General features: G+C 61.0%; 17 protein-coding genes and 1 other RNA gene. 7 read left to right on the forward strand and 11 right to left on the reverse strand.

Annotated features, from left to right (window positions below; genetic code table 11):
• Positions 1-69 precede the first annotated feature (69 nt).
• A complete protein-coding gene (locus tag K8U03_24680) occupies positions 70-1,251 on the reverse strand; it encodes an aspartate aminotransferase family protein (protein MCE9608095.1) in 1,182 nt (393 codons plus the stop codon).
• Between the two features lie 133 nt (positions 1,252-1,384).
• Complete coding sequence (gene argB, locus K8U03_24685) at positions 1,385-2,266, reverse strand: acetylglutamate kinase (GenBank protein MCE9608096.1); 882 nt, start codon at positions 2,264-2,266, stop codon at positions 1,385-1,387.
• Between the two features lie 419 nt (positions 2,267-2,685).
• Between argB and K8U03_24690 the strand changes: the two genes are divergently transcribed.
• Positions 2,686-4,554, forward strand: coding sequence for a hypothetical protein (locus tag K8U03_24690; protein MCE9608097.1), 1,869 nt, complete (start codon positions 2,686-2,688; stop codon positions 4,552-4,554).
• A 331-nt stretch (positions 4,555-4,885) separates the two neighbouring features.
• Positions 4,886-5,479, forward strand: a complete 594-nt coding sequence (locus K8U03_24695) for a hypothetical protein (protein ID MCE9608098.1) — start codon at positions 4,886-4,888, stop codon at positions 5,477-5,479.
• Between the two features lie 46 nt (positions 5,480-5,525).
• Here K8U03_24695 and K8U03_24700 read toward each other — a convergent pair whose 3' ends face one another.
• Both K8U03_24700 and K8U03_24705 read right to left on the reverse strand, forming a co-directional pair.
• Positions 5,526-6,518, reverse strand: a complete 993-nt coding sequence (locus K8U03_24700; GenBank protein ID MCE9608099.1) for a GDP-mannose 4,6-dehydratase — start codon at positions 6,516-6,518, stop codon at positions 5,526-5,528.
• 40 nt (positions 6,519-6,558) lie between these two features.
• On the reverse strand, positions 6,559-7,296 hold the full coding sequence (locus K8U03_24705) for a polyprenol monophosphomannose synthase (protein MCE9608100.1): 738 nt from the start codon (positions 7,294-7,296) through the stop codon (positions 6,559-6,561).
• Positions 7,297-7,504: 208 nt separating this feature from the next.
• On the opposite strand from K8U03_24705, the gene K8U03_24710 reads away from it, so the two are divergent.
• The gene (locus tag K8U03_24710; GenBank protein ID MCE9608101.1) at positions 7,505-8,749 is read left to right on the forward strand and encodes an MFS transporter; all 1,245 of its coding nucleotides are present in this window, start codon (positions 7,505-7,507) and stop codon (positions 8,747-8,749) included.
• Between the two features lie 21 nt (positions 8,750-8,770).
• On the opposite strand, the gene K8U03_24715 is transcribed toward K8U03_24710, so the two are convergent.
• The gene (locus K8U03_24715; protein MCE9608102.1) at positions 8,771-9,487 is read right to left on the reverse strand and encodes a VTT domain-containing protein; all 717 of its coding nucleotides are present in this window, start codon (positions 9,485-9,487) and stop codon (positions 8,771-8,773) included.
• Positions 9,488-9,703: 216 nt separating this feature from the next.
• Between K8U03_24715 and K8U03_24720 the strand changes: the two genes are divergently transcribed.
• On the forward strand, positions 9,704-11,104 hold the full coding sequence (locus K8U03_24720) for a dicarboxylate/amino acid:cation symporter (GenBank protein ID MCE9608103.1): 1,401 nt from the start codon (positions 9,704-9,706) through the stop codon (positions 11,102-11,104).
• 120 nt (positions 11,105-11,224) lie between these two features.
• On the opposite strand, the gene K8U03_24725 is transcribed toward K8U03_24720, so the two are convergent.
• Together K8U03_24725 and K8U03_24730 are read right to left on the reverse strand one after the other, a co-directional pair.
• Entirely contained in the window at positions 11,225-11,797 is a 573-nt protein-coding gene (locus tag K8U03_24725; protein MCE9608104.1) for an inorganic diphosphatase, read from the reverse strand.
• A 136-nt stretch (positions 11,798-11,933) separates the two neighbouring features.
• Positions 11,934-13,703, reverse strand: a complete 1,770-nt coding sequence (locus K8U03_24730; GenBank protein ID MCE9608105.1) for an anion permease — start codon at positions 13,701-13,703, stop codon at positions 11,934-11,936.
• A gap of 351 nt (positions 13,704-14,054) precedes the next feature.
• Here K8U03_24730 and K8U03_24735 point away from each other — a divergent pair, with 351 nt between their 5' ends.
• Entirely contained in the window at positions 14,055-14,459 is a 405-nt protein-coding gene (locus K8U03_24735; protein MCE9608106.1) for a hypothetical protein, read from the forward strand.
• A 154-nt stretch (positions 14,460-14,613) separates the two neighbouring features.
• Here the strand turns inward: K8U03_24735 and rnpB are convergent.
• Positions 14,614-15,073, reverse strand: an RNA gene (gene rnpB / locus K8U03_24740) — RNase P RNA component class A.
• A 99-nt stretch (positions 15,074-15,172) separates the two neighbouring features.
• Positions 15,173-16,162 (reverse strand): TIGR01212 family radical SAM protein, encoded by a 990-nt coding sequence (locus K8U03_24745; GenBank protein MCE9608107.1) that lies wholly within the window; start codon positions 16,160-16,162, stop codon positions 15,173-15,175.
• Positions 16,163-16,414: 252 nt separating this feature from the next.
• Here K8U03_24745 and rsgA point away from each other — a divergent pair, with 252 nt between their 5' ends.
• Positions 16,415-17,542, forward strand: coding sequence for a ribosome small subunit-dependent GTPase A (gene rsgA / locus K8U03_24750; GenBank protein ID MCE9608108.1), 1,128 nt, complete (start codon positions 16,415-16,417; stop codon positions 17,540-17,542).
• Positions 17,543-17,890: 348 nt separating this feature from the next.
• Positions 17,891-18,118 (forward strand): hypothetical protein, encoded by a 228-nt coding sequence (locus K8U03_24755; protein ID MCE9608109.1) that lies wholly within the window; start codon positions 17,891-17,893, stop codon positions 18,116-18,118.
• A 180-nt stretch (positions 18,119-18,298) separates the two neighbouring features.
• Here K8U03_24755 and K8U03_24760 read toward each other — a convergent pair whose 3' ends face one another.
• A complete protein-coding gene (locus K8U03_24760; GenBank protein MCE9608110.1) occupies positions 18,299-18,745 on the reverse strand; it encodes a DUF3592 domain-containing protein in 447 nt (148 codons plus the stop codon).
• Between the two features lie 97 nt (positions 18,746-18,842).
• On the reverse strand, positions 18,843-20,005 hold a 1,163-nt coding region (locus K8U03_24765; protein MCE9608111.1), incomplete at its 5' end, for a serine/threonine protein kinase.

Raw genomic sequence — 20,005 nt, forward strand, 5'->3', positions numbered from 1 at the left:
TCACGAAAAGAAATGAATCCTCAGAGAGCTCGCATCGTCACCCGCCGCCGAAGCGCGGCAGCCGCGTCGTCAGCGAGCATGTTCCTTAATCACGTCGCACAGAACGTCGCACGCTTCCTCGGCCTGCGCGAGCGACAAGTTCATCGCCGGCAATAAGCGGATCACCGTGCCGTGCGTGCAGTTGATGAGCAGTTTTCGCTCCATGCAGGCCTTCACGAGCGGTGCTCCTTCGATCATCAACTCGATGCCGATCATCACGCCGAGCACTCGCACTTCCTTGATAAGCTCGCATTCGGCCTGCAAAGCGGTCATGCGGCGCTTGAACACTTCGCCGACTTTCTTCGCGGCTTCCAAAAGATTCTCTTGTTCGATCATCTCCAGCGCCGCGATGCCGGCTCGGGCCGCGATCGGGTTGCCGCCGTAGGTCGCGGCGTGCATTCCCGGTCGGAGGCTCGGAGCGATTTCTTTCGTCGTCATCAGCGCGCCGCCGGCGATCCCGCCGCAGAGGGCCTTAGCGAGCGTCATCACGTCGGGCACGACGTTGAAATGCTGATACGCGAACCAGTGCCCGGTTCGTCCGCAGCCCGACTGCACTTCGTCGAAGATGAGCAGAAGGTCGTGTTTGTTACAAAGCTCCCGCAGGCCTTTCAAGAAGCCGGGGGGCGGAATGTTGATTCCCCCTTCCCCTTGCACCGGCTCGATCATGATCGCGATCGTTTCGTTGTCGACGAGCTTCGCGACCGCTTCCAAGTCGCCGAACGGAGCGTAGGTGAAGCCCGCCAGTATCGGGCCGAGCCCATCGTGGTATTTCGGCTGAGCCGTCGCGGAGACGGAACCCATCGTCCGGCCGTGGAAGCCGTTTTCGAAGGTGATGATCTTGTAGCGTCCCTTGCCGTGCAGCCGGGCGAGCTTGATCGCGGCCTCGTTGGCTTCGGCCCCGGAGTTGCAAAAGAAGGCCTGTCCGCCGAAGCTCCGGTCGCTCAATGCTTTGGCCCACAGGCCTTGCGCCTCGGTATACCAAGTGTTAGGCACGTGGATCAGCGTGGCGACTTGTTCCTGCACGGCGCGCACGATCGGCTCTGGGCAGTGCCCGAGGAGGTTGCAGCCCCAGCCCGGAAACAGATCGAGATACTTGTTGCCTTCGGCGTCCCACACATAGGAGCCTTCGCCGCGCACGAGGCAGACGGGGTAGCGGCCGTAGTTCGGCACCACGTATTGCTTGAACAGTTCGACGGTCTCGGCGGACCCCATCACGGCTGTGCTCACGGCCTTCTCCTTAGCAAAAACATGCGAACGGCGCCCCACGCGGCAACCAACTCGGGTTCGCAAACGGGCTCGGCGAAAAACTCGCAAACCGTTACGATACCCCCGCACCTCAGCGGGTTCACCCCGGATAGATTTCGGTCCCGACTCCGCGACTCGTAAAGATTTCCAAGAGCAACGAATGCCGCTCTCGACCATCGATGATGTGAACCTTGCGAATCCCTTTTTCGATCGGCTCGATGCAGGCCTGCAATTTCGGAATCATGCCGGCATCGACGACCCCCGTGTCGATCAGCTTTTGCGCTTCGCCGACCGTGAGCGAGCGAATGACCGTGTTCGGGTCGTTCTTGTCTAGGCGGACGCCGTTGATATCGCTGAGAAAGACAAGCTTTTCGGCCCCCATCGCCACGGCGACGGCGGTCGCCGCGGTGTCGGCATTGACGTTGTATTTCTGGCCGAGCTCGTCGATGCACATCGACGGAATCACGGGCAAGATTCGGCCGACGCAGAAGTTTTCGATCGTCGAACGATCGACGCTCGTCACTTCGCCGACGAAGCCGAGGTCGAGCGGCTTGCCGTCGGGCCCCGGCAATGAGAGCTTGCGTCCGTAGAGAACGTTCATCGCGCGGCGAAAGTTGAGCGGTGCTGCCCGGCCGCCGAGTTCTTCCATCCGCTTGGCGATCGACTCGCTGGTATCGATCGCGAGCGAGCGCTCGACGATCTCGAGCACGGCTGCGTCGGTGTAGCGTCGGCCTTGCACCCAGCGCGGGGTGAGGCCGGCCTTTTCCATCTCGCGGCTGATGGAAGCGCCGCCGCCGTGGACGATGACCGGCCGCATGCCGACCGTTTCCATGAAGAGAATATCGAGCAGCAGATGCCGCAGCGCGTTGATGTCTTCCATGACGCTCCCGCCGAGCTTGATCACGGTGACCTTATCGCGAAACTTGCGAATCCACTCACAAGCTTCGATCAGGACGTCGGCCTTCTGTACGGCAGTGTCCAACAGCGCGCTCCCAAAAACTTCGAAACAGGCCTTTGAAATTCGATCGGTTCGTGCCTCAAGTCGCCGCGGATCAATGGGCGAACCCGACTGACGTCGAATCCCGACCGAGACCGACTCAGCGAGCGAGGCAACGATGAAGGAAACCGAGTATTTTACGATGCCCCGGGGGGGTGTCAACGCCGGCTCGACCACGGATCGGCCCCCCTCCGGCGAGACGTTAGCGCCGTGTGAGCGCGAATTAAGCACTCTGCCCCGCAAGCGGAGCCGGTTCCTTGTCACGATGATCGCGTGAGCGGACGGCGCTCCGGATCGGCCGAGCGTGGCCGCTGCCGAGCGTTTGCCTTATGATGTCCGTGGCGGACGATCGATCGGCGGCGGGCCGGCGAGCCGATGCCACCACAAAACCTTCGGCTTTTTTCATGTGCGATTTCCGCAGCTTTTCGGCGTTCGCCTTCGCGGCGGTCCTGGCGCTTGCGCCGAACATCGCCGGCGCGGCCGAAGCGCCCGAGCAGCAGCCGCGCCCTGAGCTCCAGTCGCGCATCGAGGCGCTCGTCGCGAAGCTTTCCAGCGACGATTTCTCGGTCCGTAACGAAGCGCTCCGCAAGCTCGAAGCCCTCGCGGCAGACCGTGCCTCGTCCGCTCAAGTTCGGCGTGCGATCGAAGGCCGGCTGGCTGCGAAGCCGGTCGATTGGGAAGCTCGTGCATTGTTGGAAAGCGTGCGCCGCCGGCTGCCGGAAGCCGCTCAAGCTGTGAAACCAAACGACCTTGCCACGCCCGAGGCGATCGACGCGATCTTTCAAGATTTGGAATCGAATCGGTTCGCCGATCGCGAGCAAGCGGCCGAACGTTTGAAGCCGGCCGCCGTGCATCCGGCGACATGCGGCCTCGTCATGCTGCGAATCAAGAAACGGTTCGACAACCCTTCGCTGGACTTGGAATCGGTTCGTCGCTTGGCGCCCTTGTGGTCGGACTCCTGGGGGACTTGGCTCCTGTCTGCCACGGAGACGACGGCGAAAGCGCCGGCCGGGGAGGCGCTGGGAACCGCCCCGATGCAAATCACGGACAAGCAGATCGCTGACAAGATTACTGATAAGCAAATTACAGAGCAGGTCGATCGCCTCATCGTCTCTTCGCCGCCGAACCAGCCGACGGCCCATCCGCTATTGGCCCCCTCTGCCGCGGCCGAGCGCGAGCTGCTGTATTATCTGGCTCGCGAAGATGTGTCGCCGCGCGTCTGCGCCGCGTTGGAACAACGCTTGAAACAAGCGGCGGCGCAAGGTTTGGGTCCCGAGGCGTTCGATCGTTTGCAGCGGGTTTTCGATTGGAGCCGGCCGGCGATGGTGGCCGAGTATTGGCAGATGGGAGAACAGAAGTCGATGCAGCATTTGCTGATCGGCGTCCCCAACCAGCCGGCAGGCGCGCTCAATGCGAGCTTGTTCGATCGGTGCGATGAGAAATTCGCCCATTGCGTCAGCGGCAACTCGCTGTCGCCCGGCGACTGGCCCGTCGGCATCTTCTTTCCGCATCCGTCCGCGATGCAGGGAGACGCGCAGTTCCACTTAAAGAACTTGCCGACCCCGCGCCGTCGCTTGGCGTACGAATACGAGGTGCCCACGGCCATGTCGCGCGAGAAGCAACTCACGATCGACACCGCCCGACGTAAGCAAATCTCGCGACGGACTTGCGCCCACTGGGTCGAAGCGAAGCGCGAACTCACGGATCGTGAGGTCGACATGTTGGAGCAACTCGATCCCGACGAGGTCTCGCGATTCGTCGGCCCTTATTTGCAAGGGGTGCCCGATCGTCGCTTGGAAAACGGTTCGCCGACGGCGTTCGGCAACGGCAGCGCGCATGGCAACCTCTGCTATAAGCTCTCCCTGATCGGCACGGCCGAGGCGGGCCCGGCACTCATCGGGGCCATCGAGAAGCGCCGCGTCTTAGAGCCGACCACCGCGACACCCTATCGGATGGATTGGATCTGCTTGTTCGTATTGGGCGAGCGCGTCGGCTGGCCGGGCCTCGACGATTGGCTCGTCGCGCAGCTCGATCGCACCGACGCGATCAGCATCCGCGAGCCGTCGGTTGCCGATGTCGGCGCGAGTGCCGCCGCCTTACTCGTGCAGCGACATGGCCGAACCCCGTCGGAATTCGGGCTAGAGCGGCAAATGTTCGCCGAGTTGATCGACCTGGAGAACCCTGGTTTTCGCTTTAGCAAGCCGGAAGGCCGCGCCGACGTGAAGAAATGGTGGTTGCAGACGAAAGAAGCCGAAAGAAAAGTCGCCCCCTAGCGTATCTCGCGGCAATTTCGTCTCGTCTAGGGCCGAATTCGGTTTGACGTAAATCCGCCGGATGGTTGTAATAACGCAGTCGTTCGATTTTTCGTTGGGTAGACGCAAAATCGACTGGCGCAGGTGCGATGCCGTGTGGGCTCGGTCGGATTCGACCAAGCCGGCGGGATCGCGCTGCGGCGATAGAGCGGCGAGCGCTGGGTAGGCCTTGCCGTTCTGGTTGTAGAAGCTTGGGAACTGTTTCACTTCGCAGAGTTCGATTCGGCAGCGTGCTTGCGCGCACTGCCCGACACGACTGCGATCAGGGTGCGCACTCATGGTACGATCGGGTTTGCCCGCATCTCGGCTTGCGCCGAAAGTGTGGCCGGCTGCGACGATCCTCTTCGCAGGACCGCTGGGATCCGGCGTCGGCATTGCCGCCGATATCCTGGCCGACGTTGCGCGCTTGAGCCACCGCACGGTTGCTCGCCGCCGCAACTTCACGCACCTCGCTCACTCGTCGACGGCGATTGCTTCGTCGACCCCGGCGAAAGTCGGCGTCTTGCAACTCGTCTCTTACGGCGATGCGACGCACGCAGCCGATGCCGGCGTGATCGATCTCGCGATCGCCTGGGACCACGCTTCCGCCGCCGCATTGCGAGCCGCGGGGGTCGAAGCCGGCGAATGGATCGTCGTCGATTCGACTTCGCCGCGCGATTCGGAAGTCCCGACTTGGCGGCGCGATCTGCTCACTGATTCTGCACTCCCCAACTCTACAACTTCGACCGCCGAACCGATTCATCCGTCGGCGTCGTCGACTGGGCTGCAACGCACGGCCCGAGCGCTCAAGTTGCTCAGCCGTCGCACGCCGTTCACGCGCGAACTTTGGCAACGGGTTCTCAAGCTGCACGCCCCCGCACGGCGACGACGGGCCGCAACGGCCTGATTCTCGAACGCTCTAATTCGCGACAGAGAGCGAATCCGAACACGCCCTACGTGCGGCTCGCGTTCCATTGGCCCGACAAGTCGGCCGAGCCATGCTTGCGATACCAATCGCAGAACGCACGTACGCCGTCGTCGAACGAGGTCTTCGGCGCGTAGTTCAACAAACGTTTGGCCTTCGATAAGTCGGCGTGCGTGACCGGCATTTCTCCCTCTTTCGCCGGCAGGCGATGAATCGCGGCCGCGCGGCCGAGCGTTCGTTCCAGCGTCGCGATCACTTCGCGCATCGCGATCGGCTCGTCGTGGCCGAGGTTGATCGCTTCGCCAAGGCAGCCGTCGGCGGTGAGTATCGCTTCCAGGCCGTCGCAGAGATCGTCGATGTAGGTGAAGTCGCGACGAATCGAACCGTCGCCGAACAGCGGCACCGGCCGATCGTGCAGAATCGCCTCGGTGAAGATCGACAGCGCCAGGTCGGGTCGCAAGCGCGGCCCATACACGCTGAACGGCCGCACGATGACGACCGGCACTTGATACAAGTCGTGATAGGTGAGGCCGAACGTTTCCGCGGCCCGTTTGCTTGCGCCGTAGGGGCTCAGCGGCACTCCGAGCGGGGCGTCTTCCTGAAACGGCGCCACGGCGTTTCGGCCGTAAACCGTCGACGACGACGCGAGCACGAACCGCCGCACCGGATGTTTGCGTGCCGCCTCCAAAAGAGCGAGCGTGCCGCCGACGTTGTGCTGCTGATAAGGAAACGGATTCGCCAAGCTATAGCGTACGCCGGCATACGCGCCGAGATGCACGACGAACTCCACCTGCTCCTCGGCGAACAAGCGCTCCATCCTCGGGGCATCGCAAAACGAAGTCTCGACCATCCGCACGCGCGGCTCGGCGGCGAAGCCCAAGGTGTTCGTGCGCTTCAGCGCCGGCTCGTAGTAGTCGTTGTAGTCGTCGAGGCAGATCAGGCGCGCTTCCGGCCGGCGCAACAGTCGTTCGATGAGCCGACTGCCGATGAAACCGGCACCGCCGGTGATGAGAACGTTCATGCCGAGTCGCTCCTTCCGCACGTCGCGAGCGAAGAGATGATTAGATGCCGAGCCAGTTTTTCACCGACAAGCGAGCGATGATCCAGACGGCTCGATAGGCTTCGCCCATGTGGATCTTGCTTTGACCTCGCACGCGATCGACGAACATGATCGGCGTCTCGACGAAGCGACACCCGAGTTGCTTGAGACGCCAGAGCATCTCTTCTTGAAAAGAATATCCGGTCGAATAGAAGCGATCGAAATCGATCAGCGCCAACTTCGAAACCCGATAACAACGATATCCTCCGCTCGTATCGCGAGGCTTAAGCCACAACAGCCAGCGTGCATAAAGGTTGACCCCGTGGCTCATCAAGCGCCGCTTCAGCGGCCAGTTTTCGACTCCGCCGCCCGGAATATAACGGGAGCCGATCGCCGTATCGACTTGGGGAGCCCCCGGCGGCTCCATTGCGCGAATCAACTCCGGCAAGTAGCGCGGATGATGACTAAAGTCGGCATCCATGTTGAGCACGTAGCGATACCCCTGCTCGATCGCATATTTCATTCCCGCGATCACGGCCGTTCCCAGCCCCAACTTGCCCGAGCGATGCAAGGCATGCACGCGTGGGTCGCGGGCAGCAAGTTCGTCGACCCAGCGACCGGTTCCGTCCGGCGAGTTGTCGTCGATCACCAGCAAGTGCGCCTCGGGCGCGTAGCGAAAGATCTCCTCGACCAGCGTCGGCAGGTTTTCGATTTCGTTATACGTCGCGGTGATGATCAGGGTCTTATCGGCGTTCGACATCGGCAAACGTACGGGGTGAGTTGAAGGCGATCTGCGCAGCATTTCGGCGGAGCGGCGAAAGCGAAACTCTAGTCGAACCGCTGTGAATCGTAAACCCGGCTTGCCGCCCTTGCGATAGCTGCGCGGCTCGTCCAGTAGCGTCGACTGGTGGGGCTCGCGCAAAGGGCTATACTGTCGGTTTCCTTCTCCTTGCCCCGCCGCGGTCCCCATGCCATCGCCCGACGACGTCTCTACGGCGCTGGAACGTCGCGAGCCGGAATCTTCTACTTTCGGGCGACCGTTTTGGTTCAGCTACGCCTCTAACTTCTCACAGATGGTGGGGGTGAGCCTGCTGTTCGTCTACGCCGATTTCGTGACGCTGCTCGGGGGCAGCCCGTGGGATCTCGGGCTGATCGTCGGCATCGGCATGGTCGGCAGTATCGTGATGAGATTCGCGCAAGGAGTCGGCATCGATCGCTTCGGACCGCGACGCATTTGGCTGATGTCGACGTTTCTCTACATCGTCAGTTGCTGCGGACATTTGGCGATGCGCAACGTCGACACGCCGTGGATCTATCTGCTGCGCATCGTGTATCAATCGAGCATCGCGGGCATCTTCGGCGCATCGATCACTTACGTCTCCGGGCGAACCGCCGTGGCGCGCATGGCCGAGGCCATCGGCACGCTCGGCACTTCCGGTTTCATCGGCATGATGTGCGGCACGGCGCTTTGCCGGTTCATCGTCGGCGATGGCTTTGCCGACCGCTTGGAGTTCGAGCGCCTCTTTCTTTCGGCCGCCGCATTTTCCGGACTGGCATTGTTCTTCGCGCAACTTGCGACGCGCGGCACCGTGGTGAAGACACCGACGCGACGCGGCCCGCCGCTGTGGTGGCTCCTGCGGCGGTACAACCCGGGACTCATCTTAGTGATGAGCGTGGCGACCGGCATCGGCTTGAACTTGCCGACCGTGTTTCTGCAACCCTACATGGAGCAACTTCATCTCGGCGGCGGCTTGATGTTTTTCTTCAACACCTATCCGCCGATCGCGTTCATCGCTCGGATGCTGCTGCGGCGCGTGCCCGACCGGCTCGGCATTCGCCCGATGCTGGCGATCGGAATCGTCTCGCTCGTGATCGGCCTGATGACGCTGCTGATCGTGCAAAGAGAATGGCACTTGCTTCTTCCTGCGCTGTTCATGGGGCTCGCGCATGCTTGCCTCTTTCCGGCCGTCGTCGCCGGCGGAAGCGGGGCGTTTCCCGGCCGGTGGCGCGGCACAGGCACGACCTTGGTGCTCGCGATGTTCGACGTCGGCACGCTTATCGGAGCACCGCTGGCAGGCGGAATCCTGACGATCGCCGCGCGCAGCGGCTGGCCGAACTACGGCACTTTGCTACCGACGATGAGCGCGCTGCTCGCCACGGCGGGCCTCGTATACTTTACGTTCTCGAAAGCGAAGCTGACGCGACGAACTTGACCGCGGTTGCACGATTCGACTTTACGCGTTGATCGCCAAGCTCCGTCCGCTGCGCCAATGCTTGAAGCCTTTGATGAGCAACGGCAAGATCGACAGAAACACGACGACGATCACGACCTTGTCGACGTGCTTCGCGATCTCGAATTGCGGCCCGAAGATTTGCCGCAAGAGCGGGTCGAGCATATATCCGACCATCAGCATGCTCATGATCCAGCCGATGCCGCCGAGCACGTTGAAAAAGAGAAACGTGCGGTACTCCATCTTCGCCGCTCCGGCCACGACCGGCACGAACGTACGGATGAGCGGAATGAAGCGGGCGATGATAATCGTCTTGCCGCCGTGCCGTTCGTAGTAGGCCTTGGCGGCCAGCAAATGGTCTCGTTTGAAAAACCGGCTCGAAGGCCGGTTGAAGATCGCGGGCCCGGCTTTGGCTCCGATCGCATAGCCGATCGTGTCGCCGATGATGGCCGACGCGCACAGCGAAGCCGTGAGGGGCAAGATCGGCCAATCGGCGCTCCGCGCGACGAGGCCCGTCACGACGAGTAGCGAATCGCCCGGCAACAAGAAACCGATCAACAAACCGGTCTCGGTGAAGACGATCAGGTTCACCGCGACGAACGCGGCCCACATCACGCCCGGCTGCTTGAGCGCTTCGACGTAAACTTCGGGATGCTTCAAATTGCGCGGATCGGCGAACGTGACGATCAGTGCCCAGATTTGGTTGAAAAAGTCTTCCATGGTCGATCTCAAGAATAACTGGTAATCAGTAGCCCGTGCCCCGACGGGCGGACGTCGCCGAAAGTCTAACTGCCGGGCCGAAACGTCGGTAGTCGAGTATGCGCGGCGGGCAGTAGAATATGCCCGCGAATGCCGCCGTGGTTCGCCCGTTCGCTGCCGGTTCCTTCTCTGATTTTCGAGGCTCTGATGACGGAAAAAAATCCCGGCGATCGGCGGATGCCGCTCCACACGAAGATTCTCATCGGGCTGGCTATCGGTGCCGCGCTCGGCCTCTTCGCCAACTACATCGCATCCGTTTATCCGGATCCGCCGGCCGTACAGGCCGATCCGCCGAACGTCGAGAAGGCACAGGCCGATCGACGGAACGCCGACAAGGGACGGTTCAGCGTTCCTAAGTTCGTCAAGAATGTCGCCGAAGATTGGGCGAAGCCGATCGGTCGCGTGTTTCTCCGGCTCGTCATCATGGTCGTCGTGCCGTTGGTGTTTTCCGCACTCGTGCTCGGCATCCTCGAGCTCGGCGATATTCGCCAACTCGGCCGGGTCGGGCTCAAGACGCTCGGCTACACGATGATCTTGTCGTTTATGAGCGTGTTCATCGGCGTCGGGCTGGTGAATCTGATTCGCCCCGGTGCGAGCCTGAGCCCGGAGCAGCAAGAAAAACTGACGGCCCCCTACGCAGCCGCCGCAGGCGATGCCGAAGCGAAGGCCGCGAAGAGCAAGGCGCTCAAAGACACGCTGCTCGACATGCTGCCCGAGAACCCGCTGCAAGAGATGGTCGGCGCGATCGACGGCTCGAGCCCTGGCAACGGCATGCTGGCCGTGATGATCTTTGCGTTGATCATCGGCGGGGCACTCACCGTCACACCGGAGCGCACGGGCGTGTTGATTCAACTGCTGCAAGGCTTGTTCGATGTCTGCATGACGGTCATCTCGTTCGCGATGCGTCTGGCGCCGTTTTGCGTCGGGTGCCTCGTGTTTGCGATCACGGCCACGATCGGATTCGACGCCGTGGCGATGCTCATCCGCTTCGTCGTCACGGTCGTGCTCGGGCTCGCGCTGCAAATGTTCGTCGTCTATTCGGTCATGCTGATCGTCGTCGCGCGCATTCCCCCGAAGCAATTTTTCCGTCAGACGTCGGAAGCGATCTTCACGGCGTTCGGCACCAGCAGTTCCAACGCCACGCTACCGACTTCGCTGCGCGTGGCGCGCGAAGAATTGAAACTCCGGCCCGATGTTTCGCAGTTCGTCCTCACGGTCGGCTCGATGGCGAATCAGAACGGCACGGCGTTGTTCGAAGGAACCGTGGTGTTGTTCTTGGCGCAAGTCTTCGGCGTGGAGCTCACGCTGATCCAGCAAGTGACGGTCGTGATGATGTCCGTCTTGGCAGGCATCGGCACGGCCGGCGTTCCCGGCGGTTCGATTCCGATGATCATCATCGTGTTGAAAAGCGTCGGAGTGCCGGGCGAAGGGATCGGCATCATCCTCGGCGTCGACCGCATCCTCGATATGTGCCGCACGACGCTCAACGTCACGGGCGACTTGGTGCTCGCGGCCTGCGTGTCGCGCAGCGAAGATCGGCGATTAGGTCAGCCAATACCGGAAACCGCGCAAGGCTAACCAGCCATTAGCCGGAACGCGTTAGCGTCCGGTCCGAGAACCGTTATCACGCGCACCGCGATCGGAGCAGAGAACCGGGGGCTAACGCCCTGCGGCTAATGCCGAACCGTTGCCGGATCGCTAGACCGCCTTCTCGGGCTCTTCTTCTATCATCCCGCCGGCGAGCGAGCGGCCGTAGCGCGTGACTGCCGAGCGAACTTCCGCCGCGGCCGTGGCGGCAACGTCCCACCCTTGCGTCTCGATGTGAATTCCTTCGAGCTGCTTATAGGTGGCGAAGAAGTGCTCGACTTCGCGCAGGTAATGGCCCGCCACGTCTTCGAGATTCTTGTACTCGGCGAAGAGCGGGTCGGTATGCGGCACGCCGAGAACTTTGAAGTCGTTGAGGCCCCGATCTTTCATGCGGAACAAGCCCACGACGCGGGCCTGAATCAAACATCCGCTAAAGGTCGGCTCGTTGACCATCACGAGAATGTCGAGCGCGTCGCCGTCTTCGGCGAGCGTTTGCGGAATGAAACCGTAGTCGCCCGGGTAGTGGCTCGAAGAATAGAGGAACCGATCGAGCCGAATCAGCCCGGTTTCCTTATCGACTTCGAACTTGCTGCGGCGCCCCTTCGGAATCTCGACGATCGCGTTGACGACCGAAGGAATGTTCGTCCCGGGCGGAACGTTCATATACTGGTTGCGCAGCGTCATGAAAGTCGAACCTTAAAAATAATCCACGAAGAGACGTCGAATCGTCGGCCCTTCTTATAGCTTGCCGACCGCCGGACGGGGAAGGGGAGCGACGAAAAACTCCCTCGCTGCAGTGAATCGATCACGGGCAATTGCTTTAGAACGGCCACACCAGCGGCGCGATCAACACGGTGATGATGCCGATCAGAATATCGAGCGGAACGCCGATCTTCACGTAGTCGCTGAACTTATAACCGCCGGGACCATAAACCATCAGATTCGTCTGATACCCGATCGGGGTGGCAAAACCGGCCGACGCTGCCATCATCACGGCGATGACGAACGGAAAGTGATTGACACCCAATTCTTCGGCCGCACCGACCCCCAAGGGAAACATGAGCGCGGCGGCGGCGTTGTTCGTAACGGCTTCGGTGACCAGCACCGTGCCGAGATAAATCATGGCGAGCGTCCCCCACGGATTGCCCGCGGCGAGCGACGTGATCGCTTGCGCGATTCCGGTCGCCGCGCCGGTTATTTCCAGCGCATGGCTGATCGCCAGCGAAGCCGAGATGGCGAGCAGCACGTCGGAGTTGAGATATTTCTTCGCGGCTTCCACGGTCGTGCAGCGGGTCAGAATCATCAGCGCGGCGGCGACCACCGCGGCTTGCAACATCGGCAACAGACCGAACCCGGCCAAGATGATCATGACGACTAGAATCGCGAGCGCAACGCCGGCCCGTTCGTAGCTGCGCGGCTGCGAATCTTGCAGCTGGCTGACGAGGAAGAAGTCGCGGCTGTTACGGTGCGTGGCGACGAAGGAAGGATGGGCTTCGAGCAGCAACGTGTCGCCGGTCGTCATCTGAATGTCGCCGATCTTGCCCGGCAAACGCTCGCCGTTGCGGGCCACGGCCAGCACGACGGCGTTGTAGTGCGACCGAAAACGAGCGTCTCGAATGGTCTGCCCGACGAGCGAGCAGGTGTTCGAGACGACCGCTTCGATGAGGCAGCGCTGCGAACGGGGCTCGCGAAGCTTGAAGACTTGATCGGTCGCCGGCTTCAAGCCGCGCGTCCGTTGCAGGTCGACCACGGAATCGACGACACCGACGAACACCAACCGGTCGTTGCGGCGAAGGCGTTCTTCGGGCGAAACCGCCGGCAGCACCATCCCGTCGCGGTCGATCTCGGCGAGGTAAACCCCCGGCAGATGCCGCAGGCCGGCTTCTTCGATCGTCTTCCCGACCATCGGGCTCGACTCTTCCACCAGCATCTCGACCGTGTACTGCCGCGGATCGTCCATCCGGCTCAGCGCCGGGCTCCGGTCGGGCAACAGCCGCCGGCTGACGAGAATCACGAACGCGCAGCCGGCCAGGGTGGCGGGAATGCCGACCCAGGAGATGTCGAACATCCGGAGCGATTGGCCGTAGAACCGCTGCTCGTACAAACCGCTCACGATCAGGTTGGTGCTCGTGCCGATGAGCGAGCAGGTGCCGCCGAGAATCGCGGCGTAGCTGAGCGGAAGCATCAGCTTCGAGACCGGCACGCGGTTCTTCTTCGCCCAATCGTTGACGATCGGGATGAGCATCGCCACCAACGGCGTGTTGTTGATGAACGCCGAGATCGCGGCCGTCGGCAGCATGAGCCGGGCGACGGCCATGGTCTGTGTCTTCGGGCTTCCCAAAACCTTGCCGGCAAGAAAATCGATGGCCCCGGTTTCCGTCACCCCTGCGCCGACGAGATAGAGGACGGCAACCGTGACCATTCCCTCGTTCGAGAGCCCCGCCAGCGCCTTCTCGACCGGCAAGATTCCGGCTCCCAGCAACAGCGCCACGGCCCCCCACATGATCGCCGCCGGCGACGACTTCCCCCAGGCGAGCAGCCCGAGCGTGAGGATCAACACAGCGACGGTGTACCAAGCTTGCCAACCCATGCCGACGGCCCCCGAGCGATCACGACCAAGTTACTGATGATTTGCAGAGTCATGGTCATACCCGGGCGAAACGATCTTGCAAACAGAACCCTAATTTTCAACTCCACGAGACAGGACACGTTGCGAACGGGAAAAATCGCGTGCTTAAAAACAGGGCACACTCCAAAATCACCTACCCAGGCAGCCGTGCCCGCTTTCAATGCAAGCAGGTCGCAATGCTGTAAGTGCTATCACAGACAAGACTTTCGTTACTGGTATTGACGGCAAGATAGATTTATCGGAAACAGTAGCCCGCGTGGCCGCTGGAAAAGGAATTCAACTGCACGAAGTCAAAAAAGGAGAGGATCGGTCATGGGAGAAAAGGAAACGCAAGTCATCAAGGTCGCCCAAGAGCTTTTCAGTCAACAGCCGGATTGGGTCACATTCTTCCGCGAAGTGCTCGGCGTCGGCGGCATCGTCCGCGACTCGTTCGCTAGCCCGGAAGCCCTTGCTCAGTTCGAGCAAAGCGAAGAGTACAACGAAATCCAACAGATGGTGGCAAAGCTTCGTGAGCGCGGCGACGAAACCGCCAACTCGCGCGAGCCGACGCGTGTGATCACCGTCCGTCTGCCGGCAAGCCTGCACGAGTCGCTTCGCGCCGAAGCACACGACCGGCACACCAGCATGAACAAGCTCTGCATCACGAAGTTGTTGCAGATGGTCGAAAGCGAACTCGTTCCGACCGACTCGAAGTTGCCTATCGCCGTACGAGCCTAAGACCCCGCGACGGCCGACCCACGCTGCCGTCGCGAAGGCCTGAGTTCGTCGACTGAAAACTTCAAGGGAGGGTGAAGCATCGTTCTTCACCCTCCCTTTGTATTTCGATTTCCGGCCGCTACGGCGCGGCATCGACTTGCCGACAAAATAAAAAGCTCAGAGCGAACCTATAAGCCGGGTTTTGTCCGGCGACGGGCCGAAGCCCCTCGCCGCGACGATCATTTCTCTACGCCGGCGATTGCTCGACGACTCTAGCAGCCTACCCGGAAGTGACGGCGGATCGAACCGATCCGCGTCCGCAACGCGAAGCCGAAGCCTCGTGCGGCGAACTCCTTCCTGTTTGACCTTGCTCCCCGTGGGGTTTACCTAGCCGGCCGGTCACCCGAACCGCTGGTGAGCTCTTACCTCACCGTTTCACCCTTACCTCGCCGCGAGAGCTTTCGCTTGCGCAGCGATCGGCGGTTTGCTTTCTGTTGCACTTTCCCGGACCTTGCGGTCGGTGGGCGTTACCCACCACGGCGTCCTCCGGAGCCCGGACTTTCCTCCCGTCGCGCCGTAGCCGAACCGTTGCGGGATCGGCACAGCCGCCGACCGGCGATCGCCCGGCTCGCTCTGAGCCGTGTACCAACATAAGCGACAGGCGTCGGCGTAAGAAGGGTTCGCACGAAACGACGGCGAAACCGCAGGCGAAGGACGATGCCTTTGGAAGCTTTCTAGTTTCTGGCTTCTGGTTTCTGCTTTTCCCCCGCTCTCTTCCCCTGCCACGTATCGCGGCGCTCGAATTCCGCGGCCAGGGCCCGTGCGATATCCGGCTTGTCCAAGCACCAGGCCGGGCCCACATGGTAATTCGGAGGCGATTCCCCGCTGATCCGCTCGACGATCGTGGTCGCCGGCAAAATCTCTAGAATATCGACCACGGTGCGCACGTAGTCGTCCCGTTCCATCAGCGTCACTTCGCCGCGCAGCACTTGCTCGGCCAGCGGCGTGTCTTTCACGGCATACAGGTTGTGCAACTTCACGGCATCGAGCCCGAGGCGCGCCACCTCGTGGGCCGTCGCCAGCATATCTGCGTGCGATTCGCCGGGCACGCCGAGAATCACATGCGCACAGATCTCGAACCCTCGGCCTCGGCTGCGGGCCATCGCGTCGAGCATTGCGTCGTGATGATGTCCGCGGTTCATCCAATCGAGCGAACGATCGTGGATCGATTGCATTCCGTATTCGACCGAGAGATAGGTCCGCCCGGCGATCTCCGCGAGCAGATCGAGCACGTCGTCGGGCACCGCATCGGGTCGGGTGCCGATCGCCATGCCGACGATCTTCGGCTGGGCCAGCGCTTGCTCATACAGCCGGCGCAGCTTGTCGACCGGAGCATAAGTGTTCGTCGCGGGCTGAAAGTAGGCGATGAAGTCGTCGACCTTATAGCGCCGCTTGATGCGCGCGATCCCGTCTTCGACTTGCCCGGCGATGTTCACGCGCGGCCCGCGCCGGCTGGGACTGAAGCTCCGGTTGTCGCAGAAGACGCAGCCGCCGGTCGTTACCGAGCCGTCGACGTTCGGGCAGGTAAAGCCCGCGTCGATGCTCACCTTATGAATCCGCCGCCCGAACTTGCGCCGCAAATGAAAGTTGTAGCTGTAATAGCGCAACCCCGCCGCCCGCCAAGCGGGAACGGAGTCGGCGGCGGCGGTAGCGAGCTCGGACATAGACCTTCGATATTACGGGACGACGCCGGTATGACGCCAGTGGTTTGCCGGCTGAATGACGAATGCCGAAGCACGAATGACGAAAGAATGTCGAAATCCGAATGACGAACGCTTCGCACCTCCAATCGGCGCGATTCCAGTCGGGCCACTCGTGCTTCGGCATTCGTGCTTCTTTCGTCATTCGAGCTTCGACATTCGACATTCCCCATACCCACCACTGACCGAAGCCTTCCGCGACGGTACACTTGCATCATGGCTGACAAAAAGAAGAAATCCCAAGCCGACTTTCGCAAGAACCGCTCCCCCCGAACGCGCACGAAAGATTGGGCCAAGCACGTCGACCACGACGAGCACGGCAAGCTCGCCGACCAGCCGCACGGCGAGCGCCTGAGCGGCAAAGGGGATCTCACCAAGAAGCGGACGGTGATGACTTCCGATGCCCAGCGCGGCGGCGACGGCCGGATCGAAGTCGATGCCGGTTGTCGGCATGGTCTCGTGCTCAGCGTACATGGCCTCGCCTGCGTGGTCGAAGCCGACGACGGCACCATCTTCCAATGCGGCGTGCGGCGAATTCTTAAGACCCTCGCCACGAAAGATCGCCATGTCGTCGTCGCCGGCGACGAGGTCTACTTCCGGCCTGCCGGAAACACGGCCGAAGGGCTCATCGAGCGCGTCGAAGCGCGGCGCGGCGTCATCAGCCGTACCAGTCGCGGGCGGCAGCATGTCATCGCCGCCAACGTCGAGCAGATGTGCATCGTCAACAGCGCAGCCGAACCCTACCTGAAGCCGCATCTGATCGATCGGCTCCTCGTCGTCGCCGAGCGCTCGCGCATTCGCCCGATCATTTGCATTACGAAGATCGATCTCGTCGAGCCGCATGAACTGCAGCCGCTCATCGGTGTCTACGCCCGTTGCGGCTACGAGGTGCTGCCGCTCAGCGTGTACACCGGGTTCAACGTCGATTCGCTGCGCCGCATTCTTGCCGGCCGGCGCAGCGTCGTCGTCGGGCAGAGCGGCGTCGGCAAGTCGTCGTTGTTGAACGCCGTCGATCCGCAGTTGAACTTGCGCGTCGGCGTGGTGAGCGAAGAGACGCAAAAAGGAAAACACACAACGACCGTGGCCCGGCTCATCAAACTCGCCGCCGGGAGCTACGTCGTCGACACGCCGGGCATTCGCTCGATGGAGCTCTGGGACATCATCCCGGCCGAGGTCGCCGGCGCGTTTCGCGACCTCCGACCGCTCGTCAACCACTGCCGCTTCCCCGACTGCACCCACGGCCACGAAGCGGGCTGCGCCGTAAAAGACGCCGTCGCCGACGGCCGGCTCGATGTGCGCCGCTATGAAAGTTATCTACAACTTTTCGCCGGCGACGACGCCTAACCGTCGAGCGCTCTCGCCGCGCGTGTCGCGCTAGCGCATCAACTCTTCTCCCACCGGGAGAAGGTGGCGGCAAAGCCGCCGGATGAGGGGCGCCCCGCCAAATCACTCCGGCAAACAGCATCGCCTATCACTCACCGAAAATGATCGCCCACCCGCACAAGCTCCACCCCTCACCCCAACCCTCTCCCGCCGGGGAGAGGGAGACATCCACTACCGGCGACCACTTCGCTTGCGCTTACTTGCGGATTCGTAAAGCAACCCCGATGCGTTGCCCCTGCGTAGAAGCAGGTGTGACGCAATGAGCCGGCGTTTATCCAAACGGCTCGCATTTACGAGGGTGAGGACGCTATGAGACGCATCTTGTTGGCTTTGATCTTGATGGGTGTGGTGGGAGCCGTCGCGGCTCCGAGCGAGGCATCGGCCGCTTACAGTCGCTCGGTTTCGCGAGGCGGCGGCGGGGTCGTCGGCCGCGCATTCGCGACTCGGCTCTACTACAGCAACGCCTTTCGAGGCCTGATTCCCGGCACCGGCTACGGCGGCTTCCGCCGACCCGCCTTCGGCTACCGCGGCTATTAACCGCAGCGCGACCTACCGCAAGACGGTCGCAACAGTAATACAATCATCAGGCCTGCTCGGCGACGATCGGATATTCCTTCCGATCGCCGCCGCAATTTTTTTACATGCGATCCGCCTGTCGGCTACACATCCACTCCCTCTCCCGCCGGGAGAGGGTCGGGGTGAGGGGGCATTCGACGACTACGGTTTCACCGCCACGACTTCCGCCACCGCGCCGAACGCGAACAGCACCGTCCCCATCGCCAAGATCAGCAGATGCGCGATCGTCTCGGCCCAGCCGTCGCTCGGGCCGATCAGGTTCTTCGGGTTGCCGCGCTCATAGACGATCGGCACGCGCTTGCCGACGGCATAGGTCTCGGTGTCTTTCACGATCATGAGCTTCGCTTCGTGAACGACCTCGTGTTCGTCTCGATAGCGCACGGTCGGCGTATACCAGTCGGGCCCTTCATCGCCGGGCTCGCGCTCGAGCGCCAGCACCTTCCCGAACGCCCGCACCGGGTCCCGTCGAATAGCCCGCCGCCGCCACATCCCCCGCACGGCATAATAAACCAAAGCCAACCCGGCGAGCATGACCACGCACCGAACCAGAAACCAACCATCGATCCCCAACCGCTCGAAGAAAGCCATGCTGCAGACTCAAAGGGTGAACTCTGGGGGTAGCACGGGCACGATTAAGGAATTATGAGTTCGATTTTAAAGAGATCGCGAGAACAGCCATTGAGCATCATATATGCTTTTCTAGAATTTCAGCTACGTCTATCGCACTACTCGGACGATCATCTGGTTTTGATGACAAACAAGCATTGATAACGTCTCGAATCTCCGATGGCAGGCCAACCATCACCGGCGGCAGTTTTAGAGGTGCGGAATTCATTTGTAACGCTATCGCAGCCTCAGTCGCGCTGCCATGAAATGGTTCTGTACCGGTTAAAAGACTAAATGCGACAGCTCCTAAGCTATAGAGGTCAGATCGTGAATCTAAATCATGTCCCTGCAGTTGCTCAAGTGGTGCCCAATGCTTGCTACCCATAAACCTGCTACCTACCGTGATGTTGCGATCTGAACTAATACTCACGATTCCTAAGTCCAAGAGCGTTGCGTGCGTGCCGGAGTCACTAATGTTGACACTTATATTACTCGGCTTCACGTCTCGATGTAGTGCATCAGCTTCATGAAGTGCATGGAGAGCGCTTGCCACCTGATGAACAACTTGAATGGTGGCTTTGGTACCTAGGGTGCGGCCTGTGACATATTCCTTAAGCAATTTTCCTCGTGCAAGATCCATGACAACGAAGCAATGATTAGGGCGCGATGCGAGCATATATTCATAAATTCGCACAAGATTTGCGTGTCGAATTCGCTGAGCGATTCTGAACTCTCTTTCAACCCTGAGAACTTGGTCAGGCAAGCTCATCGCCTGGGCGCGAAAGATTTTGATTGCGATATCATCTCCAACTTCGAGGTCAACTCCTAATGGCCTCTTCAGAACCTTTGCAGACCAGACTTCCGAGGAATATCCGGAGCCCAATTTCTTAATTAGCTGATAAACGTCGATTTGAAGACCCTTACGCAGATGCGTCGAATGCATTAACTCTTCATTAGACGAGCCAACTATCTCCTTCATCATTGAATGCAAGTTTGCGGTCATTATCTTGCTATTGTTCGTAACTTCATCGCCAACTACCGTAGACTGAACTTTCTTATGACCATCCGTTGCATTTGATGACAAGTTCTTCCCCTCATCAAATATCCTCCTAAGATTTATTCGGCGCATAAGTCCTTGTTGAGGGGAGGCATAAAATCCGACGTAGTCACAATTTTCCATGAGAATTTGAACAGCGTGATCAGCCAAATCCCGAGGATGTCCCAAGCTGATAAGAACGTTCT

It is taken from the genome of Planctomycetia bacterium, from assembly GCA_021413845.1.
Lineage (GTDB): Bacteria > Planctomycetota > Planctomycetia > Pirellulales > PNKZ01 > PNKZ01.